The sequence below is a fragment of the Chitinophaga tropicalis genome, from assembly GCF_009758205.1.
Classification (GTDB): Bacteria; Bacteroidota; Bacteroidia; order Chitinophagales; family Chitinophagaceae; genus Chitinophaga; species Chitinophaga tropicalis.
The window spans coordinates 228,917-253,319 of the sequence record NZ_WRXN01000009.1 but is presented as its reverse complement, the minus strand read 5'-3'; the positions used below and the strand labels follow the sequence as shown (position 1 = coordinate 253,319).

Below are 24,403 nucleotides of genomic sequence, written 5' to 3'. Positions count from 1 at the left end.
TAACCTGAAGCCCGTTTATGCTGAAAACCATTATTGTAAAAGAGTTGCGGATACTATTCCGGCAGCGCACGGTTTTTATCGCCTTGCTGGTATTACTGCTGATGATGATCATGGCGTTGATCACCTCACAGCATTCTTACCGGTTGCTCCGTAAAACACAGCTGGAAGCTGATAAGCAGTTCCGCCATGAATGGGAAACGCTGGACGTAAGTAATCCCCATGGCGCTGCTCATTACGGTACATATATTTTCAAACCGCCTTCCGCACTCAGTAGCTTTGATAAAGGCATTGAGTATTTTACAGGTAATGTATACCGTATTGAAGCGCATAAGCAGCACGGATTCCAGGCGCCTCCTGTGCCTTTGTCAGGCAACTATCTCCGCTTTGGCCATCTCACCGTGGCAGTTGTATTACAACTATTCCTGCCCTTGTTACTCATCTTCCTGTGTTTTGATCTGTATACAGGAGAACGTGAACAGGGTACTTTACCCATGCTCCGGCTGCAGGGAGCAGGTACAGACGTGCTGCTTGCCGGAAAAGCACTGGCAGCGGTCTTGCTGGCTATCTTTTTCCTCTGTTGGCTGCTGTTGCTCTTCTTTGCTGACACAGATATAAGACAGGCAGGAATTGTTACGCTCTCTGCTATCTTGCTGGCCTATATACTCTATGCTGCTTTTTTTGCCTTACTGGGGGTAGCTGCATCTGCAGCCTTCCGGCAATCAGGTACTGTATTGATGTTCCTCTTAGGTACCTGGCTGTTGTTCATAATCCTGTTGCCCAGGATAATGGCGTCAGCAGCAGAACGGAACGCGCCATTACCATCACAGTTTGCACTACAGAAACAAATGTCTGATGCAGAGAAGTTCGGCTTGGACGGCAAGTCTCCACGGGCCCTGCGTGTAAAACAGTTTAACGATTCCCTTTTGCGGCATTATCATGCAGATAGCCTGAAATCACTGCCTGTCAATGCAGATGCTTTACTGATGCAGGCTGGAGAAGACTATAACGAACGTATATATGAAAAATATATGGGCAGGATAGATAGCCTCATTGTACAGCAGAACCGTTATCAGCTATATGGAAGATTCCTCGATCCTTTCATCGCTCTGCGGGAGATCTCTATGGCTCTTGCAGGCACCGACTACGCACATACAATACGCTTTCAATTGGCAGCCAGGCAATACCGGAATGATTTCATCCGCCGGCTGAATGGCAAGCTGGCAGAAGGTGAAATAGTCTCTGCAGATTTTTACCGGCAGATGCCTCCCTTCACTTATTCGCCACTAGCCATAACCCTGGTATTGCAGGAGCTGCTCCCCGCGTATACAGCATTGCTGCTATGGTTATGTATACCTGTAGCATGGCTGCTTTTCTTACACCACCGTAAACAGTCCTCCTGCCAATGACCTTATTTTTAAAACTGCTTGCCTTCGAATGGCAATGGCTGCTGAGATACCGTTTGTTACTACCGGTTACATGCCTGGTAATAATGACAGCAGGATGCGCACTATATTACGGAAATGCAGTAACAACAGAGCGGAGGCACGCAGCAGACAGCGTATATGCAGATTATCAGCACAGGTTTGACAGCCTCCTGTTAAAACTATGCACAGCAGATACCCTGACGGGAGAGGGAAAAACTACCCTGAAACAATTGTCTCACCCTGTAGTAGTACAATTCCAGCTGAAACCCGTAACCGTTCTTCCTGCAGCGCCTCTTTCCATGTTGTCCATTGGTATGAGTGATATGGAACCCTGGCAACACCGGCTGGAGCTAAGCTGGAGTTACATGCACGGAGAAGAGAAGATCAGCAATCCGCTGAAACTGCTGACAGGCAACTTTGACCTGTCCTTTCTGCTCATCTATATCTTCCCGCTGTTGCTGATGGGAATTACATATAACATCCTCTCGCGTGAGAAAGAACTGGGCACCTATACACTGATCCTCGTACAACAGAAAAGTATCCTGCCCTTGCTGACGGCAAGACTACTGTTAAGATGGCTGCTGTTCTTTGTACTCTTTACATTACCCTTGTTGATTGTTTCTCTGATGCAGGGCGGTAACATTGATGGTATAGGTAACTGGATGCTCATCACTGCAGCATATCTCACCTTCTGGTCCCTGCTGTTGTTCCTCGTTATTTCATTCAACAGGTCATCCGCCTTTAATGTGATACTGATGACAGGCATATGGCTGCTGTTATTGGTCCTGCTGCCGGCGCTCTCCCGTTACGGGACAGATGAAAATACCCCCGGCACACAAACAGCTACTGTTGCGGCAGAACAACGGGAACAGGAATGGGCATTGTGGGACCTTCCGCAAAAACAATTGCTGGATAGCTTTTATGCCCATTATCCCCGCTATAAGGATAGCCATGCTTATGATACTGTTTCCGGCAGCTCCCGCCGTACAACGGCTTATTATGACCTTGTAGCCCGCCGGATGGAGCGCTTCACAGCTCAGGATGAAGCCGCCAGGCAGAAAGACCTGCAGGCATTATTGCATAGCTATCGTTTTAATCCGGCAGTATATGCCCAGTCGCTCTTCAACCTGGCAGCGCATACAGATGCAACAGACTATCTCCATTATGAAGAGGAAGTGAAAGCATTTCACAGGCAATGGAAAGAGCATTTCTTTACATACTTTTTTCATGACAGGAACTTCACTCCGGAAGATTATCACGCATTACCCACCTTTCAACATAAAGCAGCTCCTTACAGGAACAGGCGCATTTACAACGGAGTTGGCTACCTCCTGTTGTTGTCTGCCATCTGCGGGGCCGCAGGGACCTTTATTCTGAAAAAGAAATATCATTCTTAAATTATGCTTATCAATAAGATCAGCCTCTCAGGCGTACTGTTTATTACCTTCTCCTGTAGCGCATTTGCACAACATGCAAAAGACTCACTACGCACACATCACCTCAAAGAGGTGAACATAGAAACAAGAAAACGCACTGTCAAAACAGACAGCCTTTCCGCAACATTAAAGATCGGCGGGCCACTCCTGGAAACACCACAGAACATTACCGGTGTCAGTAACCGCCTGCTTCAGCTGCAGGGAGGTTTTGAACTGAAAGATGCGCTCCGCAATGCCAGTGGTGTTTACCTGTCTACAGATAACGTTTTCTCCGGTGCAAATACCATCACCCTCCGGGGCTTCAATGCCAACATCTCCCGAAATGGGCTGACAGGAGGGGGAACTTATGAAAATTCCCAGGAAGATGAAGCGCTGATAGAAAGTGTGGAGATCATAAAAGGGCCAGCAGGATTCATAAATGGTTATGGCGAACCCGGAGGTTCCATCAACGTAGTGACAAAAACACCTAAAACCGGTAAATTGCTGAATGTCAGGCTCGCAGCTGGCTCTTTTAATTTTTACCGCGCAGCAGTAGATGCGGGAAGTGCTGTCAGGGAAAAGGGATTCTCTTACCGTATCAATGCAGTTGCAGAATCACAGGAATATTTTGCAGACTGGTTTAAGAAGGAGAAATACGTACTGGCCCCTGTAGTACAATATAATTTCAATAAACGTACCTATCTGCTGGCAGAATATAATATGCAGCTCAGCAGGGCTAAAAATGGTACACAGTTTACCAAAGGTGCATATGACAGTACCATCCTGAAAGATCGCCGTGCCAATAACTATATGGCAGACCCCGGTCTGCCGGTATCCAAAGCAGATGAACATACTGTACGGTTGTTGTTTGTACATGCTTTCAATGACAACTGGAAGCTCACTTCACAATCATCAGCCAAACGTTCCCCTTACGATCAGTGGACAATGTACAAGGGTGGTACCTTTAACGCCGTCAGCTTTAATGCTGATGGCACCACCACCCGCAGCAGTTTTAATCATGCCCGCAAAAATCTTACAGGCTCCACTCAGTTGTTCCTTAACGGGAAGTTCAGTACAGGTCGGCGTATCACGCATCGCATCCTGACTGGCATTGATTATACAAGGTCAGAAGATTCCATCTACCAGGCAGTGGGAGCCAGGCAGTTTGCATTTGATCTCAGCCATTTATCATATGGCATAAACCGGGATAGCCTGCGCCTGTACAACAAGCTTTATACATATAATAGCCTGAATGAATGGATGGCAGCATATGCATACGATGCAGTAAGCCTGTTTGATAAAGTGATCGTCTCATTTGGTGGCCGCTTTACCTACAATGAGGTTTCCAAAAGAAGCTATTCTGCTCCCATCTATAAAAATTACTACTATCATTCATTTACGCCCAGGGCAGGTATTACCTGGATGATCATGAACAGTATGAGCCTGTATGCAGTTTATGACCAGTCCTTTCAGCCACAGGTAGGTGTCAGCTCTACAGGAGCGCTGTATGTCCCGCTCAGAAGTAAGAATACAGAAGCCGGTTTAAAGAAAGAATGGTTCGGCGGATTGCTGTCTACTTCGGTGTCTGCATACATCATCAAACGGAACAATGTACTGTCTTACGATGCTGCTGCTGGTATGACACGTCAGATAGGGCAGGTGAGGAGCAAAGGCCTGGAACTGGATGTGCTGGGTATGCCGATAGATAACCTTACAGTATCAGCCAACTATACACTGCTTTCTTCCATTGTAAGCGAAGATGCCAATCCTGATAACATCGGCAAACGTTATGCCCGCGGACCTAAACAACAACTGAATGCCTGGGCCATGTATCAGGTAAAGGAAGGCGCATTGAAAGGAGTATCATTCAGCCTGGGAGAAACTACTGTGATGAAAAGGGGGACCGCAGCCAATGTCAACATGCCTGATTTTACCAAACTGGATGGCAGCATAGGATATGAACACGGCAAATACACTGCACGTCTCCTGCTTGATAACATCACCAATAAACGCTACATGGCCTCTGGCGATAGAAAAGCAGGTAATGCCTCTACCGGCATCTGGTACTACACGGAAGGCGCCCCTTTCAGCGCAAAACTGCAGATAGGCATACGCTTGTATTGATTTGGGGTAGAAAGTGTTTTGAATAAAAACAGAGGGGATACCTAAAAGTATCCTCTCCTCTATATATAGACAAAAACTACCACCATATCTGTTTCCCATTCTCATATGTAAAACATCTGCAGGAGCCAGACCTTTTCGTGTTGTTTTCTTTTAATTCAAACAGGCCATGACTATTTATATTTTCAAAACTGATACTGCTGTCAGTGCTACATTCTTTTTGCTGCACTTCTACCCAGTTTACTCCATCCAGGTAGAATAAAGTATAGTAGTTACTCTTCTTTACATAACCATATTCGTACGGATTGATCTGACTCAGTTGAATTTCTTTTAAAAGCGTATCTGCTGTAAAGTATTTTTGTTCCCCTGAAGGAGTCAGTATAAATGGGGATCCTATATATTGTGGTTTGCCTTCGGGAGAAGGTACCATCATCTGGTATACAACATTACTATTCATTTTTTCAAACGTAACAACAAGATCTTCTTTAATAATACCTGCTTGCAAAGGCTGCCATTTCATATGGTTTTGCACGCATAAAAAGGCCACTCCTGCATTATCGATATCTTCAATATCAATGGTTAAGTTCGTCGTGGGCACGTAATTGTCAGTTACATCCTGTAGATAATTATTCAACAGGTGGTCAGGGAAGAGCCTGTGAACAGTTTCTGGAATGTTTATGTGATTGATAAGAAGATCGTTGGGGGTAGTTGTAAATCGGTATACTTTAGCGGCGCGATTGAATCTTGTTGTATCATACGGCTTAAGCTTTCCTGTTTCATTTAGAAAGACTGCTTCCGAATGCCCTGCATTCTGAGTACCCCAATAAGGGACAATATCAATAGTTGATGGAATTCCGGCAGCCCTTAAAAGATATACGTACATACAGGCAATATTGAAACACTCTCCCTTTTGCGTATACATTATTTCTGATAGTGATGGATAATTTGAGAAATGGAGAAAGTCTTGGGTGTATTTTACCTGGTTGAAGGGATAGGATGAAATCAATGTATTGTATACATTTCTGGAAAGCCTAACCTGTTTGTTAGCTAGTGAGTCAATTATATGCCGGCTATGATTTATTATGAATTCCCGCCAGTTATCAGGAGCATTGCGATAAATATTAAAAGGAAGCAGATAGTGAAGAAAATCATGGTAGCTGGTATGCTGGTTCCAGGGGTACTTATGCCAGTCTTCAAATGATTGGAGAACGTTCTTGATCAGATAATCTGCCTTTAAAATATGAATATCAGGAGTTTCCTGTACAGTGATGTATTGTTTGGTTTTTCTGAGATAGCTTTCAAATATGTCAGTCGGAGGTAAATGTGCCCAATTAACTATTGAAACCTGAGAGCTTTTTCTTGATTTGATAACAGGTATTTCTGTAAACTTTCCAGCACTATTTTCAAGCAGGAATAATAGAGCATCAAATTGCAATGAATCTTCGGGTAACTTCTGAAAGTAGTGAAGGGCGGTTTCAATCTCCTGTCTGTTAGCCCCAGCTCTGTTTAATATAAAATCGGCCCTGTTCCCGGAAGAACAGGAGCCGAGTATAAATAATAAAATAAAATAGCTAATAAACTTTCCCATGTATCTGTTGTACCTGTATGGGATTTATGAACGATGTCGAGGCTGTTTGATCAAAGATTGTTCCTTTTGAGAATCTATAACTGTTTTCTAACATTTCCCGGGAACTAAACTTTAATTCGCCGGAAGTATGTTCTGCAAGGTAATACACAGGGACAATTGCAGTTGTTGCCCCACTTCTATGAGTCAAACGAGACCATTTTAAAGGTAGCTTGCTTATTTCGTCAAGTCCTTTTTTCATCTCTTCTGGTACATTCAAAGAATATTCAACAGTGGTACAACGTCCTGCCGCATCTATTTTCAGCCGTAGAGCATATACCATGCTATAGCCTTTACCCTTCAGGTATGCAACTGTATGGTCTGCTATAAATCTTGTAAGTATAGCACGACTGGAATCGGATATTGTTTTCTGTTGAGCATAAGAGCTGGAAAGCAACATTAATACTAATACCCCTATAGAGAATATTTTTTTCATATAAGAATTCACATTAGTTACACTTTGTTCCTTTTATGCCATTCTGGTAACTTAACAAAGTAATAATTTGATTGTAAGCTATATTTTCAGGATGCAGAGCTTGTATATCACGTAGTTGGTTCAGATTCCAGGCATATGTTTCAGTTAATCCTTCCCAGGATAATGCGGCGGCATCCGTATCAGATATGGAGGGAAATAATTCTTTCAATGCCTGGGCAATATCTCCTCTGTAGGAATCAGCCATAAGGTCATGTTGGAGTAGTAGTCTTGGATTACCCCTTTGCGCTAAATAGGCATGAATACACTCATGGAGTACCACGGTAGCCAACAATTCTTTAGGTTTGCCTGCCAAAGAATCCCTGTTCAGATTAATATATACTTCTCCTCCAAAAGTTGGGTCTGTGCGTTGTCCAAAGAACTGGGTATCCTGAGTGTCTAGCTCCCCCAATACAGAAGAAGGAAAATCAGTAGCAGGTTTTTCTCTGAAGGTAATATCGAGGTTGCCATTCCCACCAAATATTCTGTTTATTAGTTTGGATATTTTATTTTTCAGACCCTTGTTTAACAAATCATTTATGACACCACTTGTACATGGATTTTGTACCTGATTCCTAATGTTGTTTACACTTACGTTGGCTGTTGTACCAGAAGAAGAGCTTCCCCAGGAAGTAGGGTAAAGCGGTATGCTTACGGTTACAGAGTTGACCAGGCTGGGGGCTACTACCAGTACTACAGTACCAGGCGAATAATTATTAGAGAGGCTGGGTGCGATTATCTCTACTTCGGCCAGGTCAATACGTTCTATACTTCGGGGGGCAACAGTAGAAATATCAGAACGATTTAAGGATGTAATTACTGAGCCATTTCCCCTGCCTCCTGAATAGCTTAAAGAGCCTAATGGTGTACCGTTCTCGTTTTGGAATTGCATTGTGCCCGTAAATGTAGCAAACCTGTTGGAGAACTGAGTTGAACTGGAATAGGCTGTAGTAGGAGTCGCTACAACTATTCTGTTTACATATTCTGTTCCATCAGTAATAATGATTTGCTGTTTGACAACCCCTGTGTTATTGTCTACATAACTGGGTACTGCAGTAACCTGGATGTCTGCAACAGCTGCCAGTACGATGGCGCTGCTCCAATCGGGTGTCTCATCTGCAATTATGGTTCTGGTACCTGCAGATTGATGAGCTTCGTGATTCTTTTCATACCAGTTCCTCGCACGCTTAATGATTTCCTCGTTTGTTAATGAAACTTTTTTTCCAGATGTAGTTTCTTTTTGACAATTGGTCAGGGAAAGACAGGCTACAAACAGAATAGCTATCAGGCTAACGTATTTCTTCATTTTAAAAGGGTTAAGAATTAAGATTATAAGTATAAACTAAATATATTGATTATTTCAAGTTTTTTTTTCATTTTACTGTATAAAATATCCGAGACTTAAAAGTGACACAGGCCCATAAACGATTTCTCTCTTTCTTTGCTTTTATCTTAATCGCCTTGTTTTCAGGCATTGCCTTATTGGAAAAAATATATTTTGCAATATATATGTCTGGCGGAATACTACCAGACCTGACATCTATAGCAATGTACGTGACGGCAGGCATAGCGTTATTGTTGGTGGTGTTTACTAACTTGAAGCCGGATATTGACAATAAGCCTATATTTATAGCTACGCTGGTATCGATTCTATATTGTTATTTATCCGTCATTATTTCGAATTATTATTATGGGAAGGATATTATCGCCCCTTTGCTCCATCTCTCTTCCATCATTATTCTCATACTGCTGCTTATATACTTCGTCAATACCAGATGTCTGGCGGGCCTATTACTGGTTCTGCATGTTATTGTACTGCTGGTAGGAGTATTGCAGCTTTCCGGTTTTGTCAAATTATCTCCTTTATATCCTGTTACATCCATATTCCTTAATTCAGGTGACTTTGGAAATTATATGGCTTGTATGCTCCCAATTGTTCTCCTTTCATATCATCAACAAAAAAAATTAAGATTTGTAATTATCATAATAGTAGCCCTGACTGTTTTTCTTATTCTTTACTCAGCAGCGAGAATCGCTTGTGTCGCTACTGTTATGATACTGTTTATTTATTTGGGAGGGAACAGCTATTTGAAGCGTATTCCTTTAAATCTGCGTCTGGCCCTCATGATGGGCTGTGTTGGAATAATCGCAGTTCTATATTACATAAAGCCTGACTCAGTGAGAGGTAGAATATTGATTTATGAAGTATGCATAGAGATGTTTAAAAAGAGTCCACTGGTAGGAATAGGACTGTATCAGTTCAAAAGTTCCTATAATAATGCGCAATCTTTTTATTTGAGTAGGCATCAGGACCATCCTTATAGCATTTACGGTGACAATACATACACAGCATTTAATGAAGGATTGGAAATGCTTGTAGAAATAGGAATAATAGGTTTGGTTTCTTTTCTTGCCGTAGTATATTTTGCTTACCGAAAAGCAGTAAAACAGGAAGACTCAAAAGAGAAACAATTGGCATCGGCAGGACTAGCTGCTTTTTTTATTTGTGCGTTGGCATCTTATCCCTTGAAGAATATATTTATTTGTATATCCCTTGCGTATTATGGAAAGCTTTTACTATATAGTCATCCTGTAATACCGCTTTTAAATTCTCGGCGATTTTTAGTTATTCCTGGTTGCATGCTTACAGTTGTTCTTCTCTATAGTGGTATCAGAAATTTTCGGGATCAGATGATCTGGAAGCAGGCAGCCCAGGCTGTTGTTAACAATGAATGGAAGTATGCAAAAGTATTATATAACAAAGTACCATCTTTGTTTAGCAACGGAGACTTCCTTTATAACTATGGTACTGAGCTTTCACTACATGAAAATCACAGGGAAGGTCAGCAGGTTTTAAGTATAGCTCGGCGCTATGTTAGTAATAGTGAATTGTATATTGTTATGGGATATAATGAGGCGACTCTTAAAAATTTTAAACTGGCTGAAAGCTATTATATGCAAGCTATTTACATTGTGCCTTCTAAACTGAGACCTAAATATCAGTTGTTTAATATGTACAGGATTATTGGAGATACTACTAATGCAATTAAGTGGGCAAAGATAATCAGCTCCACACCGGAAAAGATAAGCACCCCCTCAAGGAAAGCAATGATAGATGAAGTAAATATCTTTCTTAATAGGATAAGGAAGTAATATTCAATTAACATGATAAAACATGTTTCCAGAATTCAAACTGATGTACCCCATATAATAAGGGTAGTACATTGGTTTGAATTTCAGCCGGCCGCAGGCCCCTCAAAAAAAAGAGCCTGTATCAAAAGTATGATACAGGCTCTTTTTATTCGGATACCTGATGGACTCAGGTAGTCATATAAGCGATACTCAGGACGTTTATTTATTTTTGATACATCCTCGTTTTTTTAAACAACACCTATGCTATTTATAATTGAAAACCAAATGATATTATAATCATTAAATTTACCTCTTCAAACATTCGGAAAAAGTACTATATTACATACGACATTATACCATTTTAACCCGAATTAATAAACTATGTTTATGAAGAAAGTTATCCCGTTCGCATTCCTCATGTGCGCCCTATTCTCTCTTTCCTCTTTCAGCCCGGCAAAGAGTAACCCAACAAAGAACACAGGAATACACCGGCTTTGGTGGTATCCTACATCCGGCGTATTAGTTGGCGCTACAGGAGGTGACGCCAATTGGTCAATTGTTGGAGGCGGTACAGGAGCGCCTTATTCCATTACATTTACCCGTGGCACATCTTCCTGGGGTCCGTATACTTTTACCTCCCAGGGAGGCAATACCTATGTAGCCGCTGGGCCGAGAGTGCTGGGTGTTATCCAGTCATGGGTGATCAATGACCAGGTTTCCTTTACAACTCTCTGGTGAGATCCGGGCATTTGAAAAGTTATACCATTAAAACCAAATTGAAAAAATGATTATGAAAAAAGTTATCCCGTTCGCACTGCTCGTGTGCGCCCTATTCTCCCTTTCTTCTTTTGCTCCGGCAAAAAGCAATGCACCGAAAACAGTAAAGATGCACATGCTTTGGTGGTATCCTACATCCGGCGTATTAGTCGGAACTCCAGGCGGCGATACCAACTGGTCAATTACCGGAAGCAACACAGGTCCTTCTTCTATCACTTTTACCCGTGGTACATCTTCCTGGGGCCCTTATTCCTTTTTCTCCCAGGGCACTAATGCTTATGTAGCCAGTGGCCCGAGCGAACTAGGTGTTATGCAGTCATGGGTGATCAATGATCAGGTCTCTTTTACAACGATCTGGTAGGATTACTATATTGAGTGAGATTTTTAAGGGGAGTCCGGTAGGACTTCCCTTTTTTGTTCCACCTGACAGATTCCGCTTTATAAATAAAGCGAAACCTGCGTCAGTGGAATTTTCCTGTCCGATGGACGTGCAAATTACAATACTAGTATGGAATACATATCAGTATTACTGCGGAAGGTTTTACGTAGAAGTACGGAAATTATAAAGCTGCATAACTCCCTCCTTCATTTTTAAGCGTCTTTTTTACATTTATTTTCTATCTTACAAACCAGCCACACAGGAAAACTTTATATCATGCTCAGAAAGGAAATGCTATTATTGCTGACAGGCCTCACGCTTGCCATCAGCACAACCGCACAGCGCATACACACAAAATTTGACGCTGACTGGAAATTTAAACAGGGACATGCCGCAGATCCCTCCCGCGATTTCAACTACGGTATCAGGAACATATTCTCGAAATCAGGCGACGCATCAGGAACCTGCATAATGCCGGATTACGATGATAGCAACTGGGAAACAGTTCAGCTGCCGCACGACTGGGCAGTAGGTCTGCCATTTCAATACATAAAGGACAATGACCTGGACGGACACGGATACAAAGCCATCGGCGGATTATTCCCGGAAAACAGCATCGGCTGGTACCGCAAAACATTTGATGTGAACAAAGCAGATTCCGGTCACCGGTATGTTGTACGGCTGGACGGTGTATACAGGGACAGCAAAGTATGGATCAACGGCTATTACCTGGGTGGTAACTTTAGCGGCTATACCAGCACTTCCTACGATATTACCGACTTTATCCGTTTTAATAAGAAAAATGTACTGACCGTAAGGGCAGACGCCACACAGAACGAAGGCTGGTTCTATGAAGGCGCAGGCATTTACCGCCATGTATGGCTGGATATCCTGAACAATGTACACATCGCCAATGAAGGTGGCGTATTTGTACGTACTGCGGTGAAAGGAAACACCGCCATTGTTAACGTGGCTACTGCTGTTGTCAATAAACATATACACACTGCTAACGCTACCGTATATACTGTAATCACAGACCGTAGCGGACAAATACTGGCGCAGAGCAAAGAACAGCCACTCTCCATGGCAGTCAACGAAGAGAAAACCGTAACACAGGAACTGAAGATCAGCAAACCTGAGCTATGGTCACCCGAAAGCCCTTATCTCTATCGCGCTATCGCTATAATAAAAGCAGATGGTCAGATCATCGACAGCGAAAAAGTGCGCTTTGGCGTAAGGACCATCACCATAGATAAGAATAAAGGCCTCTTCGTAAACGGCATACCAGTAAAAGTAAAAGGTGTTTGTTGTCACCAGGACCATGCAGGTATGGGCTGTGCACTGCCCAACCATCTCCAGTATTACAGGATCTCACTGCTGAAGGAAATGGGCGCCAATGCCTACCGTACCAGCCACAATCCTCCCACACCTGAACTGCTGGACGCATGTGACAGCCTCGGTATGCTGGTAATGGACGAACCCCGGCTGCTGAACAGTGGTACCGAATATGAGAACCAGTTTCGTCAGCTGATACTGAGAGACCGCAACCATCCTTCCATTTTTATCTGGTCCATCGGTAACGAAGAATTCGCAACTCAGTATACAAATATCGGAACACGTATAGCACAAAGACAGGTATTACTGCAACAGCAGCTGGACCCTGACAGGACCAGCACTTACGCAGCTAATCAGGGCAATCATTTTACTGGTGTAAATGAAGTGATCCCCGTACGCGGTTTCAACTATAACCTGCATGGTATAGATGGCTATCACAGGGATCATCCCTCCCAACCGGTAATAGGCACCGAAGTAGCCAGTACAGTAACAACAAGAAGCATTTATATAAAAGATACCGTAAAAGGATATGTACCGGATTATGACAGCACCTATCCTTCCTGGGCCTCTACTGCAGAACAATGGTGGAAACTGGCGTCAGACCGTGAATGGTTCATGGGTGGTTTTGCCTGGACTGGTTTCGACTACCGCGGAGAACCAACACCTTATTCCTGGCCCAATATCAACTCACACTTCGGTATCATGGATATGTGCGGTTTCCCGAAAAACGTATACTATTATTACCAGTCATGGTGGAGCGGTAAAGATGTGCTACATATTGCTCCGCACTGGAACTGGCAGGGTAAGGACGGACAGCCGGTACTGGTATGGGTAAATACCAATGCCGATAATGTAGAGCTGTTCCTCAACGGTAAGAGCCTGGGTAAAAAGGATATGCCCCGTAACGGGCATCTGCGGTGGACGGTAAACTATGCTCCCGGTATGCTGGAAGCAGTAGCTTATAAAGGTAGTAAGAAGATCACTGCACAGGTAAGTACTACAGGTAATGCCTCACGTATCATACTCACCCCGTCCAAAACAACTTTACTGCATGATGGAGACGACGCCGTTGTAGTGAACGTATCAGTAGCAGATGAACAGGGGCGTGAAGTGCCGGATGCCGGTAATAATATCCGTTTTGTACTTGATGGAGATGCCAGTATCATCGGCGTTGGTAATGGTGATCCCAGCAGCCATGAACCTGATAAATGTGCACCTGGCGCCTGGCAGCGTAATCTCTTCGGCGGAAAAGCCCAGGTAATTATCAGGGCTGGACGCGGACAGGGAAAAGTGAGTCTGAAAGCCAGCGGAGAAGGATTGCAGGCTGCTGTGTTGTCTCTGTGAACACACAACTATAAAAAAAGAACGGGAATATGAGTATTCCCGTTTCTACCTAAACCTACAACTGTTTATTTACTGTGTATTTATTATCGCGCAACAAAAGTAATACCCAACAGCATATATGAAAAACCAAAAGAACGGATAAAACAACCAATTTTTCGGCTCGTCTAAACTTTTTTCCCGGACCCGAAAAATTGGTTTTTTTATCCGCCTTTTTGGAATTGTACAGTTTTATTACTCGCCTTAATTTTGTGTCATCAGACGAACAAATAGATCAACAGACAGTAAATCAAAAACGAAAGACGATGAAAAAGACAATTAAGGCAGGTATTGCAACACTGGCATTATTATTAGGAGTTACGATCGGCACTAAGGCTCAAACGAAAGAAACAAAAGGATCAGACAGGCCTGCACTCCTGTTGAGTGCAGGCCCGGAGGCGGGGATTCCCCTGGGTAACTTCGGAGATTTTTACAAATGGTCACTGGGAGGTTCCGTACAGGGTGACCTGGCCATTTTTCAGAAAACATTATATGTAAACCTGAATGCTGGCTTTACCAATGTCTTTGCAGATGACCTTCCTGGTGTGGATGATGTGCAATGGATACCGGTAAAAGCAGGTTTGAAGTATTATCCGTTCAAAAGCAATAACCTGTATGTACAGGGACAGGCAGGAGTGAACTTCATTACCAGCGGCCCAAGCGGTTACAAAACAGCTGCATTTACTTACTCCCCGCAGATCGGTTATCTTATTCCCCTGGGTAAAGGTAATTTCCTGGATGCAGGTGTGAAATTTGACGGTAACACTAAATTCATCGATGGCGGAGAAGCCGCCAATGTTATAGGCATCAGGGTAGCGTACGCTTTTGGCCTCTGAGAAAGAGGATTGTTAAGGGGTTTATAATCAAAAATGGTATAGCGCTCGCCAACGGCAGAGCGCTATACTAATTTTATGCAACCGAAAGTTTTTTGAAATCGGAAGGATTTTCGTCAGCAAATTTTTTGAAGAAGCGGCTGAAATGTGAACTGGTATCAAAATTCAGCTGGTCCGATATCTCTTTCACACTGAGCGTACTGGTTGTAAGCAGCAGCTTCGCTTCAAGATATAGCCGGTTGTGAATGATCTGTAACGCATTACGCCCCGTTTCCTGTTTAACTATTTCACTCAGGTGCTTGGCTGTAATATGCAGCATATCCGCATATTCCTGTACAGTCCTTTTCGAGATGAAATGTTCCTCCACCAGGTTGCGGAAGCTGACAAACAGGGAATACTGACGGCTCAGCTGATGATTATTACGGGTATCGTTACATTTTTCAAAAGCCCGGTTTATCTCATACAGCAATTCCACTACCTGCAGCCGTACTACCTGCAGGTAAAAAGGCCCCCCGTCTTTATATTCCTGGTCCATACGCTCATAGAGCTGTTTGGTTTTGCGGTAATGGTCATCAGACAGCCTGTACATCGGCGTACAGGCAGGGTTGAGGTCCATCAGCGGGTCCAGCGCGCTTTGCTTGATAAAAGTATCTGTAATAAATTCCTTTTTGAACATCACCATATACAGCAGCAGGTCATCAGACGCATTTTCAAAAGAGGTAACGTGTTTGGGCGAAACAATATGTACTGACTGTGGTGTTACCTCAAATGAGTAAGGGCCTACTGTTTTATGACAGCTCCCTTGTATGCAGAGTATAATAGCGTAATGGTCAGTACGTATAGGAGCCCCGTTCTTTACACTTCCTTCGTTGCTCAGTATGGCAAAATTGTCAGGATGCAGTAATTCATCGTATTTATCCATCCCAAAACTCTGTGGCACTTTTTTATCGAGCGACAGATAGTATTTTATAGTAGATGGTATATCAAATATTGGCAGGTTCGTGTTCATAATCAAGGGGTAAATTTACGGCAAATGGCATAAATAACGCCCAAAAATCAAATACAGGGCCGGCCGCAGGCCACCCTCCTCAAAAAAGAATGCTTTTGCCGCAGGCAAAAGCATTCTTTTTTGAGCATTTTCCACACCCTATACGCTAAAAGTCACCACTCATGGCACCGTGATCGTCTTCCTCTGAATAGTATGCGCACTGAAATATCCCAGCGCATTTCCCTTCAGATTACTCACCGGGTTGGCCGGCGATGCAGACTGATTTTCCCCCGTAGCGCTCTGGCTCAGGCTGAAAAAATATTTATATACAAAAGGATCTATGTTCATCATCTCAACAGTGATCTGATCCCCGCTATCCACATAATCCGGATCGCCTTCCTCTGAATCAAAGCTAAAAAGGTTGGCATTTACCAGGTTCCCATCAGTAAGATCATCATTCCTGACATAAATATTGGTCGATTTATAATCATTCACATAGAGCGTGAAACGGTAGTAATTTGCCACGCCGGCCGGGTCCTGGAACTGTACAGTCGGCTGGTTCTGCGTATCGCCAAATACTTCTTCTTTTGTAATATAAAGGGAATCCATATTCACTTTGGAAGGCATAATGGAAGTGGCAGTGATCACCTCGCCAGCTATGTTAACTGTCATACCATAGGTATTACCACTGCTGCCAGTCAGTTCAGGGGCAGTATAAACACCTGTGGATGTCTCTGCCAGCACGGTAGTATCTGTACCATGATAGATCTTCACAATAGCCCCGCTTACACCGTCAAACGAGTTATCAGAATAGAAGTCTTTCGTCCGGCTGATCTTTACGGAGCAGCCACCTGCTTCATCCGTCAGCACACCTTCCACCACGTATCTGCTGTCATTGCCACCAAGATCAGGAGTTATCTCTTTTTCACACGCGGTGCCCAGAAGCAGCGCTGTTCCCAGTATTGTATATATAAAACTGTTTCGCATGGTATTAGAACTTAAAGTTATAGGAGATGGAAGGAATGAATTTGAACAGTGCCGTCTGTACAGCCACAGTTTTGTTAGGATCGTCATCACTGTCCTTGAATTGTACTATATAAGCGTTTTCCCTGCCGTAGGCATTGTACAGGCTGAACGCCAGCTCGGACGACCACCGCTTGTGCTGCTTCAGCTGCTTTGTAGCGCCCAGGTCAAGCCTGTGGTAGTTAGGCATACGATGAGAGTTCCTGCCCCTGTAGTAATAAACAGTCTGTCCATCTATCTGGTATTTGCCTGCAGGATAAGTAACCGCATCCCCGGTATAATAGATCCAGTTGGCAGACAATGTCCATTTCTTGTTCAGTTGGTAAACTGCTACTATAGCAATATCGTGCGTTCTGTCCTGCCTCGCATTATACCATTTATTGTAATTGATACCATCTATTTTCCTTTCTGTTTTAGACAACGTATAGCTCACCCATCCGTTCAGCCTGCCCACTCTCTTTTTGAATAACCATTCTATACCATAGGCCCGGCCTTTACCAAATAACAGTTGAGCTTCTATCGCATTGCTCACGGTATTCACATCAGCTCCGTCACGGTAATCTATCTGGTTCTGCATGGTTTTATAATAGGTTTCTACGGTCAGCTCATAATCTGCATTCCACAGGTCTCTGTAATAACCTACGGAAAACTGATCAGATATCTCCGGTTTTATAATGTTGGTGCTGGCCACCCATTTATCAGTTGGACTGCTTGAAGTACTGTTGGATATCAGGTGGAGATTCTGGGTATTACGTACATAAGAACCTTTAACGGAAGAGTAGGTATTTAACTTGTAACTGAGCGCCAGCCTGGGCTCCAGGTTTACATATGTTTTTACAAACTCTCCGCTTTTATAATGCAGCGTATCAGTAACATTACCATCAGCATCCACATTGTAGAAATCACCTTTACCCAATATGCTGAATGCAGATGCACGAAGACCATAGGTCACACTCAGGTTGTCAGACATTTTCCAGCTGTCTGAAGCATAGATGGCATTTTCCCAGGAAAGCCGGTCTTCCAGGGTACGTGAATTTAACTCTGAAGTTTCAGGAGTAGTTACCTGGCCAGGTGTAATGGTATGATAGATAGAGTTCAGTCCAAACCTTACATTATGATTACTGCCTGCATACCACTGGAATTCCTGCTTCAGGTTATAATCCCTGATCTTGGAGTAGATATCTGCCTGTGTAGTGCTGCTGTTAATGGAAATGGTGTAATCATAATTACTGTAGATCAGGGATGTGTTGGAAAACAACTTGTTGCTGAAAATATGGTTCCAGCGGAGAGTACCGGTGGTATTTCCCCATTTCAGGCCAAACAGATCTCCTACACCTAAGTTATCTTTTCCCAGGTAGCCGGAAAGGTAAAGTTTATCTTTACTGCCTAGCTCGTAATTTAACTTCGCATTCAGGTCGTAAAAGTAAAGGGAGTTATTGTTCAGGCTGGAATCATTGGAAAGTTTCAGGAACATGTCTGCATAAGTACGGCGGCCGGTTATCAGGAAGGAAGATTTATCCTTCTGAATAGGACCTTCCACATTCAGCTTGGCAGAGATAAGGCCCACACCGCCGCTTACGTTAAAATCCTGGTTGTTACCGTCATTCATTTTGATATCCAGCACGGAAGACAGTCTGCCTCCATATTGAGCGGGCATTCCCCCTTTATAAACAGCTATGTCCTTGATCGCGTCTGAGTTGAATGTAGAAAAGAAACCCAGCAGGTGACTGGCGTTATAAACAGGCGCTTCGTCTAGCAGGATCAGGTTCTGGTCGGCAGCGCCGCCACGTACAAACATACCGGCATTACCATCTCCGGCAGATTTAATACCTGGTAGTAATTGTATAACCTTGATCGCGTCTTTTTCACCCAGTAATACCGGTACATTTTTCATCTCTTTGGTAGTCAGCTTCTCCAGGCCCATCTGTGGAGTGCTTAAGCTCCTGCGGGTACTATTGCCTGTAATGGTCACACCTGACAGGCTAACTGATTCATCGTCAAGAAAAAGATTGATCACAGTATCTCTCCTGAGATTCAGCTCCAGGAAGTTGCTTTGTAATCCCATAGAAGAGATCTCCAGCTTGTGTCTGCCCTGAGGGAGGGTCAGTGAGTAAAAACCGTATTCATTGGTAGTGGTTCCGCCTCCACTACTGACACGGACTGTGGCGCCGATCAGGGTTTCGCCTTTAGCTTTGGATTTGATGGTGCCGCTGATAGTATATTTTTGCTGCGCAATGGTATTGAGGGACAGCAACAATATGGTCATAAGCATCAAACATGGTTTCATCTGCTGTAAATTTTGCACAAACAAATAACAAATATCTGGTATGTGGAAATACCTGGAGGCAAGGCGGACAAAAAGAGGGGTGAATGGACAGGAAAAAACAGAAGGAAGGCCCGATTGTTCTTATTTTGCAGGCTCAGAATTATGAAAATGTTACCAATAAAAAGCCTTGTCAGGATGAGTATCATCCTGCCGTTGTGTCTGTTCCTGCTGATGCTGATCGTGGCAGCCGCCAAGGATTTTCCCTTATCACTGATGTTCCGGAAGGCCCTGGCTATATGCCTGAACGGTTTCCTGATCAATTTTCTGAATATAGGCCTGTTGATATGGATTACCTCAAAAGTGAAATCCTCTGACCGCATCAGAAATACCATACGGATCATCAGCAGTTACATCCTGGCCATCGGCTCTAATATCCTGTTATACCAGGCATTGGCCGGAACTAAATATATAACAGCTATCATACCCGAAGATATGCCGTTCTGGCGCCTTCATCTTCACAGCATATTTACCAACACTATAGTTGTGATCACACACAGTTACATTATACTGCTGCATGCTAAAACCAATGCAGAACTGGAAAATGCCCGGCTGAAATTTGCCAATACAGAAGCCATCAACCAGTTGCTGCGCCAGCAGATACATCCTCATTTCCTGTTCAATGCATTGAATACACTGAAGTCATTGATACGCAGACATCCTGATAAGGCCGAAGATTATCTCATACATTTGTCTGACTTTCTCAGAGCCACTATCACCAAAAGCCAGAAAGATATTATTTCTCTGAGAGAAGAGCTCAAGCTGAGCACAGATTTTCTCGAGATGCAGAAAATGAGAGTAGGTAACGCCCTGAAATTTTCCATACAGGTAAAAAATGATACACTGGTTAATACCTGGTTGCCCGCATTCTCTCTGCAACCCTTACTGGAAAACGCCATCAAGCATAATATTCTCACAGAAGAAGATCCTTTATACCTGAACATTATACAGGAAGGAGAGCATCTGAGGGTAACCAACAATATACAGCTGAAACATATTCCGGAATCATCCACAGGAAGTGGCTTAACCAATCTGTCCGAACGGTATAAACTATTATGCGGGGAAGATATCCAGGTGGAAAATAACGGATCGCTTTTTTCTGTAAAAATTAAAATATTGCAGCATGCGGGTAGTTATCATAGAGGATGAGATACTGACAGCAGAAGACCTGAAAGAAAGCATCCAGAAGCTGGATGAATCTATTCAGGTAACAGCTATTCTGAAATCTGTAAAGGAAGCAGTTGCTTATTTTAAAAAAAGCAATGAAATGCCTGACCTTATCTTTAGTGACATCCAACTGGGCGATGGAGAGAGTTTTGAGATCTACAGGTTAGTAAATATAACAGCGCCTGTTGTCTTCTGCACAGCATACGATGAATATGCACTACAGGCATTTAAAGCTAACGGCATCGACTATATCCTGAAACCTTTTACGGATGATTGTATAGCAGATGCTATCAGGAAATATAATGGGCTGCGCCGCACTTTTTCCGGCCAGTTGCCCGCAAGGGCTCAGACTATACTGGTGTATTACCAGGATAAAATACTGCCCATAAAACTGGAGGATATAGTACTATTCTATATTGAAAACGAATCCCTGTACCTGATGACGTTTGACTTACAGGAATATTACCTTAACAAAACGCTGGAAGAGACAGAACAGCTTTGTGGCAATGATTTTTTCAGGGTGAACCGTCAGTGTCTGGTAAACAGGAAAGCCATTAAAGATGCTTCACAATACCAGTCCCGCAGGTTATGTGTGAACTTGTCAGTGCCCTTCCATGAAGTGATCACTATCAGCAAAGAAAAAACGCCCCAGTTCCTTGCCTGGCTGACAGGCAGTTAAGTGGTCCTCTCAAACAATCTCTTTAAATCCGCGTAGCGAAATCTCTTTCAAAAAAGCCGCGCAGCGAAAAAATCCCCTCCCAAAAACGGGTTTTGCCGAAGGCAAAACCCGTTTTTGGGCAGTTCTTTCCCACTGCTCAAAAAAATAATTTTCAAAACTATCAAAAATCAAGCTCAGCTTTTAGCAGCAGCTTTCTTCTTCGTACTAGCCCTTCTTTTAGCTGTAGCCCTCTTCTTTGGCGCCGCTCTCTTTGCTGCAGCTTTCTTTTTCGGCGTTGCCTTCCTTTTAGCAGCAGCCTTTTTCTTTGGTGCTGCCTTCTTAGCTGTAGCCTTTTTTGCCGTCGCTCTTTTCTTCGGCGCCGCCTTCTTCGCAGCAGCTTTCTTTTTCGGCGCAGCTTTCTTTTTAGCTGCAGCCTTCTTAGGCACTTTAGCGCCTTCCTTCCTGGCCTCAGACAATCCTATTGCAATCGCCTGCTTAGGATTACTCACTTTTTTACCGCTTCTGCCGCTTTTTAACTTCCCCTCATGCATTTCATGCATAGTCTTTTCCACCTTATCCTGGCTCTTTTTTGAATACTTTGCCATAATAAAGGATTTGATACAATAAGGGAACAACAAATCAGGTGCCGGAATGCTGTAACTGGTCAAACAGGTAGAAAAGAGGCGATTCTTCAAGTACTTTCCTGGAAGACCCGCCATTTGCACTCTCTTCCCATTTAATAAGCCGTATAAAACCTTCTGTTATTTCAATACCGGTGATATCGCCATCACTGAAGCAGCAACAGCCTGTATTGAAATACGTCGGACTAACCATTGTCTTTATGAACTGTTTACCAGCATACTCGGTCTGCCGCTTTTCAATGGCACTCTGCAGCAGCAGTATCTCTGCATCATTCCCTTTTTCCCTTGCCTTAAGCATTTGCTTGGTGAGCCGGTCTATGTGGTCCATAGAGGCAAATACAGGTTTATGTGTATGACCTGATATAAGCAGTGTGTTGGGTAACTGCTGGCTCCATTCATACATGATCACGTTATGTTTATCAACCAGGTCAAAGTTGTCTGAAATAGTATCCAGTTTAATATCAAAGAAACGTTGGATAGGCGTCCATATAGCCGCAACAAACCATTTACTGAAGGCATTCCCGTCACTGCGCTGGTCTCCCTGGTGGCCGTGCGTCAGGAAAATATCAAAATTGTTGCTGTTATAGGGTATACGTAGTATCAGCCCTTCGTATATTTTCAGCTTTTTACCGAACAATGGTTTCAGGAACTGGTCTTTCGGAATAGCATAAGCCCATTCCAGGTCATGATTACCGAATATCCTGTAATAGCGGTCCTGCTGCAGGAACCTGGATTCTTCCAGAAGAGCTGCCCTGTTCTTTTCAAGTACAACAGAAGGAGGGTTTTCCCAAAGCTCTTCACAATCTCCCAGGTTCACAAACGTAAATCCTTTCTCATAATAGTAGTTCAGAGCTGCCAGGTAATTGGGTTCTGCCTGCATAAAATCATCTGATCCGTCCCTGCCGCCTTTATGCTGATCGGAGAAGATAATGATGGAGGCCTTTTCAGGATCGCAGGGCAGGACTATGCCTTTTTCAACCTTACCGGTGCTGATCTGTTTATATAACTGTGATAAAGAATTGAAGACGAGTTTCCTGTCAGGATTCGAAGATATCAGTTGGGAGAGCCATATGATGGGTCTTTGGAATAATTTTTTCATGTGCTTGATTGAACATCTCTTGAATTTTCAGCAGGGCAGCGCCTCTGTTTGGCCCGCAGGGCCGGACTACTCCTGAAAAAAACTCAGACTAATACACTATTTTCAGCCGGGCCTGCGGGAAATTAAAAAATATATTGTTTATTTTTATAAAGATACCCCACGTATGCACGAAATACATTACAGCGATATAACCCTGTTACAGCGTATTGCAGATGGAGAAGAAGCTGCCTTTATCCAATTCTTCAGAACAACCTCGCCTGTCATCTATGCAGATCTCATGATCGTTATGCAGCAGGACAAGGCCGCTGTTATGGAAGCTTTACAGGAAACCTATGTGAAGTTGTGGCTCTACAGGGATAAATTACCCCATATTAAGCAACCGGATACACATATAAGGACTGTAGCGTTGAAAGAGGCCTACCTGTATCTGTATGAAACAGCTCCCCGTGAACCTTTACCGGTGCATCATGAAGATGAAGACTTTATCCCCCGGCATCATTACCAGGAATACCAGGCGCTGATCCATGAAGTAATAATTTCCCTGCCCCCGCAACGTAGACTCATTTACGAAATGCATCGCCTGCAGGGTATGAAGATAGCTGACATAGGAAAGTCCCTGGGTCTTTCTGACGACGCTGTGCATAGCGCTATTCATGCCGTACAGCAATCTGTCAGGCAATGTGTAAGGGAACTGGCCATACATGATGAATCTTCTGCACAGCATCAATGGGTGGCGGCGGGAGTAAAAGAACTGGAAGAGCATCCTCCTGTACCGGCTGTTTTCAATGAACGCTGGCTGCCCCTGGCATCAAGAGCTATGGCGGTAGACAGGCCAACGCCGGCAGATAGCTCGCCCGTGGTGCGTAAGGTATACTCCAGGAGACTCAATACCTGGTATGCTCTTGCAGCCCTGATCTTCCTTCTCCTTGGCCCCGGCATTTACTTACTGATAATGAGGGCTAACAGCAGAAGGGCGGAATTGTTGCCCGATCAGACAAAGGTCTGGCTGAATGAAGGAGCTACCGTAAGCTGGGATGATGATTTCAGTGCCACTGCCAGGAACCTGACAGTGGAAGGGGAGGCCTGCTTTCAGGCCACAAAAGATACTACCCTGCCTTTTTATATTGAAGCAGATTCTCTGCAGCTGATAGTACAGGGTACCTACTTTGACGTCCGTACCGGTACTGGGAACGTACAGATCATCCCCCTGGGGCATTCCGGTGCAACAGTAAGTTATGACAGTACTACAAAAGCTGTGACTGCCGGACAGCAGGCCATCATTTCTTCCCGGAAAACCCTGCAAATAGAACCTGCAGATGTGAAGGAGATTATGTCCTGGAAGAAATAAAGGCCTCTCTCAAAAATCTCCCTCATAACCCTGTTCAACCACTCCTCTCAAAAAAATCCCTCTCAAAGCCGCGCGCAGCGCAAAATCTTCTCGAAAAATTGGTTTTGCCGAAGGCGAAACCAATTTTTCGGCAATTTTCCCTTGTTAATATTATTATTAATCCCAATAAATATAAATTTATTTACTTCTAAAATATTGATTAATAATACATTGATATTTTTTTAAAAAATTTGTTGCAACGCAGGCAACCCTTTTCCCTCCATA

The 24,403-nt window shown here is 43.6% G+C and carries 19 protein-coding genes; 11 read left to right on the top strand and 8 right to left on the bottom strand.

What is annotated here, in order from left to right; all coding sequences use genetic code 11:
* Positions 1 to 17: 17 nt before the first annotated feature.
* The 3 genes from GO493_RS20195 to GO493_RS20185 are packed head-to-tail and all read left to right on the top strand — an operon-like array spanning position 18 to position 4,963.
* On the top strand, positions 18 to 1,406 hold the full coding sequence (locus GO493_RS20195; protein WP_157308042.1) for an ABC transporter permease: 1,389 nt from the start codon (positions 18 to 20) through the stop codon (positions 1,404 to 1,406).
* Complete coding sequence (locus GO493_RS20190; RefSeq protein WP_157308041.1) at positions 1,403 to 2,821, top strand: DUF3526 domain-containing protein; 1,419 nt, start codon at positions 1,403 to 1,405, stop codon at positions 2,819 to 2,821. The genes GO493_RS20195 and GO493_RS20190 overlap by 4 nt, the downstream gene beginning before the upstream one ends.
* A gap of 3 nt (positions 2,822 to 2,824) precedes the next feature.
* Complete coding sequence (locus tag GO493_RS20185; RefSeq protein ID WP_157308040.1) at positions 2,825 to 4,963, top strand: TonB-dependent siderophore receptor; 2,139 nt, start codon at positions 2,825 to 2,827, stop codon at positions 4,961 to 4,963.
* Between the two features lie 76 nt (positions 4,964 to 5,039).
* Here GO493_RS20185 and GO493_RS20180 read toward each other — a convergent pair whose 3' ends face one another.
* From GO493_RS20180 to GO493_RS20170, 3 genes are read right to left on the bottom strand one after another with little or no spacing between them, the layout of a single operon-like run.
* The gene (locus GO493_RS20180; protein WP_157308039.1) at positions 5,040 to 6,548 is read right to left on the bottom strand and encodes a transglutaminase domain-containing protein; all 1,509 of its coding nucleotides are present in this window, start codon (positions 6,546 to 6,548) and stop codon (positions 5,040 to 5,042) included.
* Positions 6,532 to 7,020 (bottom strand): hypothetical protein, encoded by a 489-nt coding sequence (locus GO493_RS20175; protein WP_157308038.1) that lies wholly within the window; start codon positions 7,018 to 7,020, stop codon positions 6,532 to 6,534. The genes GO493_RS20180 and GO493_RS20175 overlap by 17 nt, the downstream gene beginning before the upstream one ends.
* Before the next feature lie 13 nt (positions 7,021 to 7,033).
* The gene (locus tag GO493_RS20170) at positions 7,034 to 8,362 is read right to left on the bottom strand and encodes a hypothetical protein (RefSeq protein ID WP_157308037.1); all 1,329 of its coding nucleotides are present in this window, start codon (positions 8,360 to 8,362) and stop codon (positions 7,034 to 7,036) included.
* Positions 8,363 to 8,463: 101 nt separating this feature from the next.
* Between GO493_RS20170 and GO493_RS20165 the strand changes: the two genes are divergently transcribed.
* The 5 genes from GO493_RS20165 (at position 8,464) to GO493_RS20145 (ending at position 14,895) form a co-directional block, all read left to right on the top strand.
* Positions 8,464 to 10,209, top strand: coding sequence for an O-antigen ligase family protein (locus GO493_RS20165; RefSeq protein ID WP_157308036.1), 1,746 nt, complete (start codon positions 8,464 to 8,466; stop codon positions 10,207 to 10,209).
* A 366-nt stretch (positions 10,210 to 10,575) separates the two neighbouring features.
* Positions 10,576 to 10,926, top strand: coding sequence for a hypothetical protein (locus tag GO493_RS20160; RefSeq protein WP_157308035.1), 351 nt, complete (start codon positions 10,576 to 10,578; stop codon positions 10,924 to 10,926).
* A 52-nt stretch (positions 10,927 to 10,978) separates the two neighbouring features.
* Positions 10,979 to 11,326, top strand: a complete 348-nt coding sequence (locus tag GO493_RS20155; protein ID WP_157308034.1) for a hypothetical protein — start codon at positions 10,979 to 10,981, stop codon at positions 11,324 to 11,326.
* Positions 11,327 to 11,620: 294 nt separating this feature from the next.
* The gene (gene galA, locus GO493_RS20150) at positions 11,621 to 14,023 is read left to right on the top strand and encodes a beta-galactosidase GalA (protein WP_157308033.1); all 2,403 of its coding nucleotides are present in this window, start codon (positions 11,621 to 11,623) and stop codon (positions 14,021 to 14,023) included.
* Positions 14,024 to 14,325: 302 nt separating this feature from the next.
* Complete coding sequence (locus tag GO493_RS20145) at positions 14,326 to 14,895, top strand: hypothetical protein (RefSeq protein WP_157308032.1); 570 nt, start codon at positions 14,326 to 14,328, stop codon at positions 14,893 to 14,895.
* 73 nt (positions 14,896 to 14,968) lie between these two features.
* Here GO493_RS20145 and GO493_RS20140 read toward each other — a convergent pair whose 3' ends face one another.
* From GO493_RS20140 to GO493_RS20130, 3 genes are all read right to left on the bottom strand, one after another.
* Positions 14,969 to 15,901, bottom strand: coding sequence for an AraC family transcriptional regulator (locus tag GO493_RS20140; protein ID WP_157308031.1), 933 nt, complete (start codon positions 15,899 to 15,901; stop codon positions 14,969 to 14,971).
* 159 nt (positions 15,902 to 16,060) lie between these two features.
* Entirely contained in the window at positions 16,061 to 16,867 is an 807-nt protein-coding gene (locus GO493_RS20135; protein WP_157308030.1) for a DUF4249 domain-containing protein, read from the bottom strand.
* Between the two features lie 4 nt (positions 16,868 to 16,871).
* Complete coding sequence (locus GO493_RS20130; protein ID WP_157308029.1) at positions 16,872 to 19,190, bottom strand: TonB-dependent receptor; 2,319 nt, start codon at positions 19,188 to 19,190, stop codon at positions 16,872 to 16,874.
* A gap of 174 nt (positions 19,191 to 19,364) precedes the next feature.
* Between GO493_RS20130 and GO493_RS20125 the strand changes: the two genes are divergently transcribed.
* Complete coding sequence (locus GO493_RS20125) at positions 19,365 to 20,375, top strand: sensor histidine kinase (RefSeq protein ID WP_157308028.1); 1,011 nt, start codon at positions 19,365 to 19,367, stop codon at positions 20,373 to 20,375.
* A complete protein-coding gene (locus GO493_RS20120) occupies positions 20,350 to 21,072 on the top strand; it encodes a LytR/AlgR family response regulator transcription factor (RefSeq protein WP_157308027.1) in 723 nt (240 codons plus the stop codon). The genes GO493_RS20125 and GO493_RS20120 overlap by 26 nt, the downstream gene beginning before the upstream one ends.
* Positions 21,073 to 21,245: 173 nt before the next feature.
* Here GO493_RS20120 and GO493_RS31130 read toward each other — a convergent pair whose 3' ends face one another.
* Positions 21,246 to 21,656 (bottom strand): DUF6496 domain-containing protein, encoded by a 411-nt coding sequence (locus GO493_RS31130; RefSeq protein WP_232538903.1) that lies wholly within the window; start codon positions 21,654 to 21,656, stop codon positions 21,246 to 21,248.
* Positions 21,657 to 21,690: 34 nt separating this feature from the next.
* A complete protein-coding gene (locus tag GO493_RS20110; protein ID WP_157308026.1) occupies positions 21,691 to 22,791 on the bottom strand; it encodes a metallophosphoesterase in 1,101 nt (366 codons plus the stop codon).
* A 163-nt stretch (positions 22,792 to 22,954) separates the two neighbouring features.
* Here GO493_RS20110 and GO493_RS20105 point away from each other — a divergent pair, with 163 nt between their 5' ends.
* Positions 22,955 to 24,139: a sigma factor-like helix-turn-helix DNA-binding protein gene (locus GO493_RS20105; protein WP_157308025.1), complete on the top strand. Its 1,185-nt coding sequence runs from the start codon at positions 22,955 to 22,957 to the stop codon at positions 24,137 to 24,139.
* Positions 24,140 to 24,403 lie beyond the last annotated feature (264 nt).

Bases quoted from the DNA above. Each gene is read 5' to 3' on its own strand.
- GO493_RS20195 (WP_157308042.1), top strand. From the start codon at position 18: ATGCTGAAAACCATTATTGTAAAAGAGTTGCGGATACTATTCCGGCAG.
- GO493_RS20190 (WP_157308041.1), top strand. From the start codon at position 1,403: ATGACCTTATTTTTAAAACTGCTTGCCTTCGAATGGCAATGGCTGCTG.
- GO493_RS20185 (WP_157308040.1), top strand. From the start codon at position 2,825: ATGCTTATCAATAAGATCAGCCTCTCAGGCGTACTGTTTATTACCTTC.
- GO493_RS20180 (WP_157308039.1), bottom strand. From the start codon at position 6,548: ATGGGAAAGTTTATTAGCTATTTTATTTTATTATTTATACTCGGCTCC.
- GO493_RS20175 (WP_157308038.1), bottom strand. From the start codon at position 7,020: ATGAAAAAAATATTCTCTATAGGGGTATTAGTATTAATGTTGCTTTCC.
- GO493_RS20170 (WP_157308037.1), bottom strand. From the start codon at position 8,362: ATGAAGAAATACGTTAGCCTGATAGCTATTCTGTTTGTAGCCTGTCTT.
- GO493_RS20160 (WP_157308035.1), top strand. From the start codon at position 10,576: ATGAAGAAAGTTATCCCGTTCGCATTCCTCATGTGCGCCCTATTCTCT.
- GO493_RS20155 (WP_157308034.1), top strand. From the start codon at position 10,979: ATGAAAAAAGTTATCCCGTTCGCACTGCTCGTGTGCGCCCTATTCTCC.
- galA (WP_157308033.1), top strand. From the start codon at position 11,621: ATGCTCAGAAAGGAAATGCTATTATTGCTGACAGGCCTCACGCTTGCC.
- GO493_RS20145 (WP_157308032.1), top strand. From the start codon at position 14,326: ATGAAAAAGACAATTAAGGCAGGTATTGCAACACTGGCATTATTATTA.
- GO493_RS20140 (WP_157308031.1), bottom strand. From the start codon at position 15,901: ATGAACACGAACCTGCCAATATTTGATATACCATCTACTATAAAATAC.
- GO493_RS20135 (WP_157308030.1), bottom strand. From the start codon at position 16,867: ATGCGAAACAGTTTTATATATACAATACTGGGAACAGCGCTGCTTCTG.
- GO493_RS20130 (WP_157308029.1), bottom strand. From the start codon at position 19,190: ATGAAACCATGTTTGATGCTTATGACCATATTGTTGCTGTCCCTCAAT.
- GO493_RS20125 (WP_157308028.1), top strand. From the start codon at position 19,365: ATGAGTATCATCCTGCCGTTGTGTCTGTTCCTGCTGATGCTGATCGTG.
- GO493_RS20120 (WP_157308027.1), top strand. From the start codon at position 20,350: ATGCGGGTAGTTATCATAGAGGATGAGATACTGACAGCAGAAGACCTG.
- GO493_RS31130 (WP_232538903.1), bottom strand. From the start codon at position 21,656: ATGGCAAAGTATTCAAAAAAGAGCCAGGATAAGGTGGAAAAGACTATG.
- GO493_RS20110 (WP_157308026.1), bottom strand. From the start codon at position 22,791: ATGAAAAAATTATTCCAAAGACCCATCATATGGCTCTCCCAACTGATA.
- GO493_RS20105 (WP_157308025.1), top strand. From the start codon at position 22,955: ATGCACGAAATACATTACAGCGATATAACCCTGTTACAGCGTATTGCA.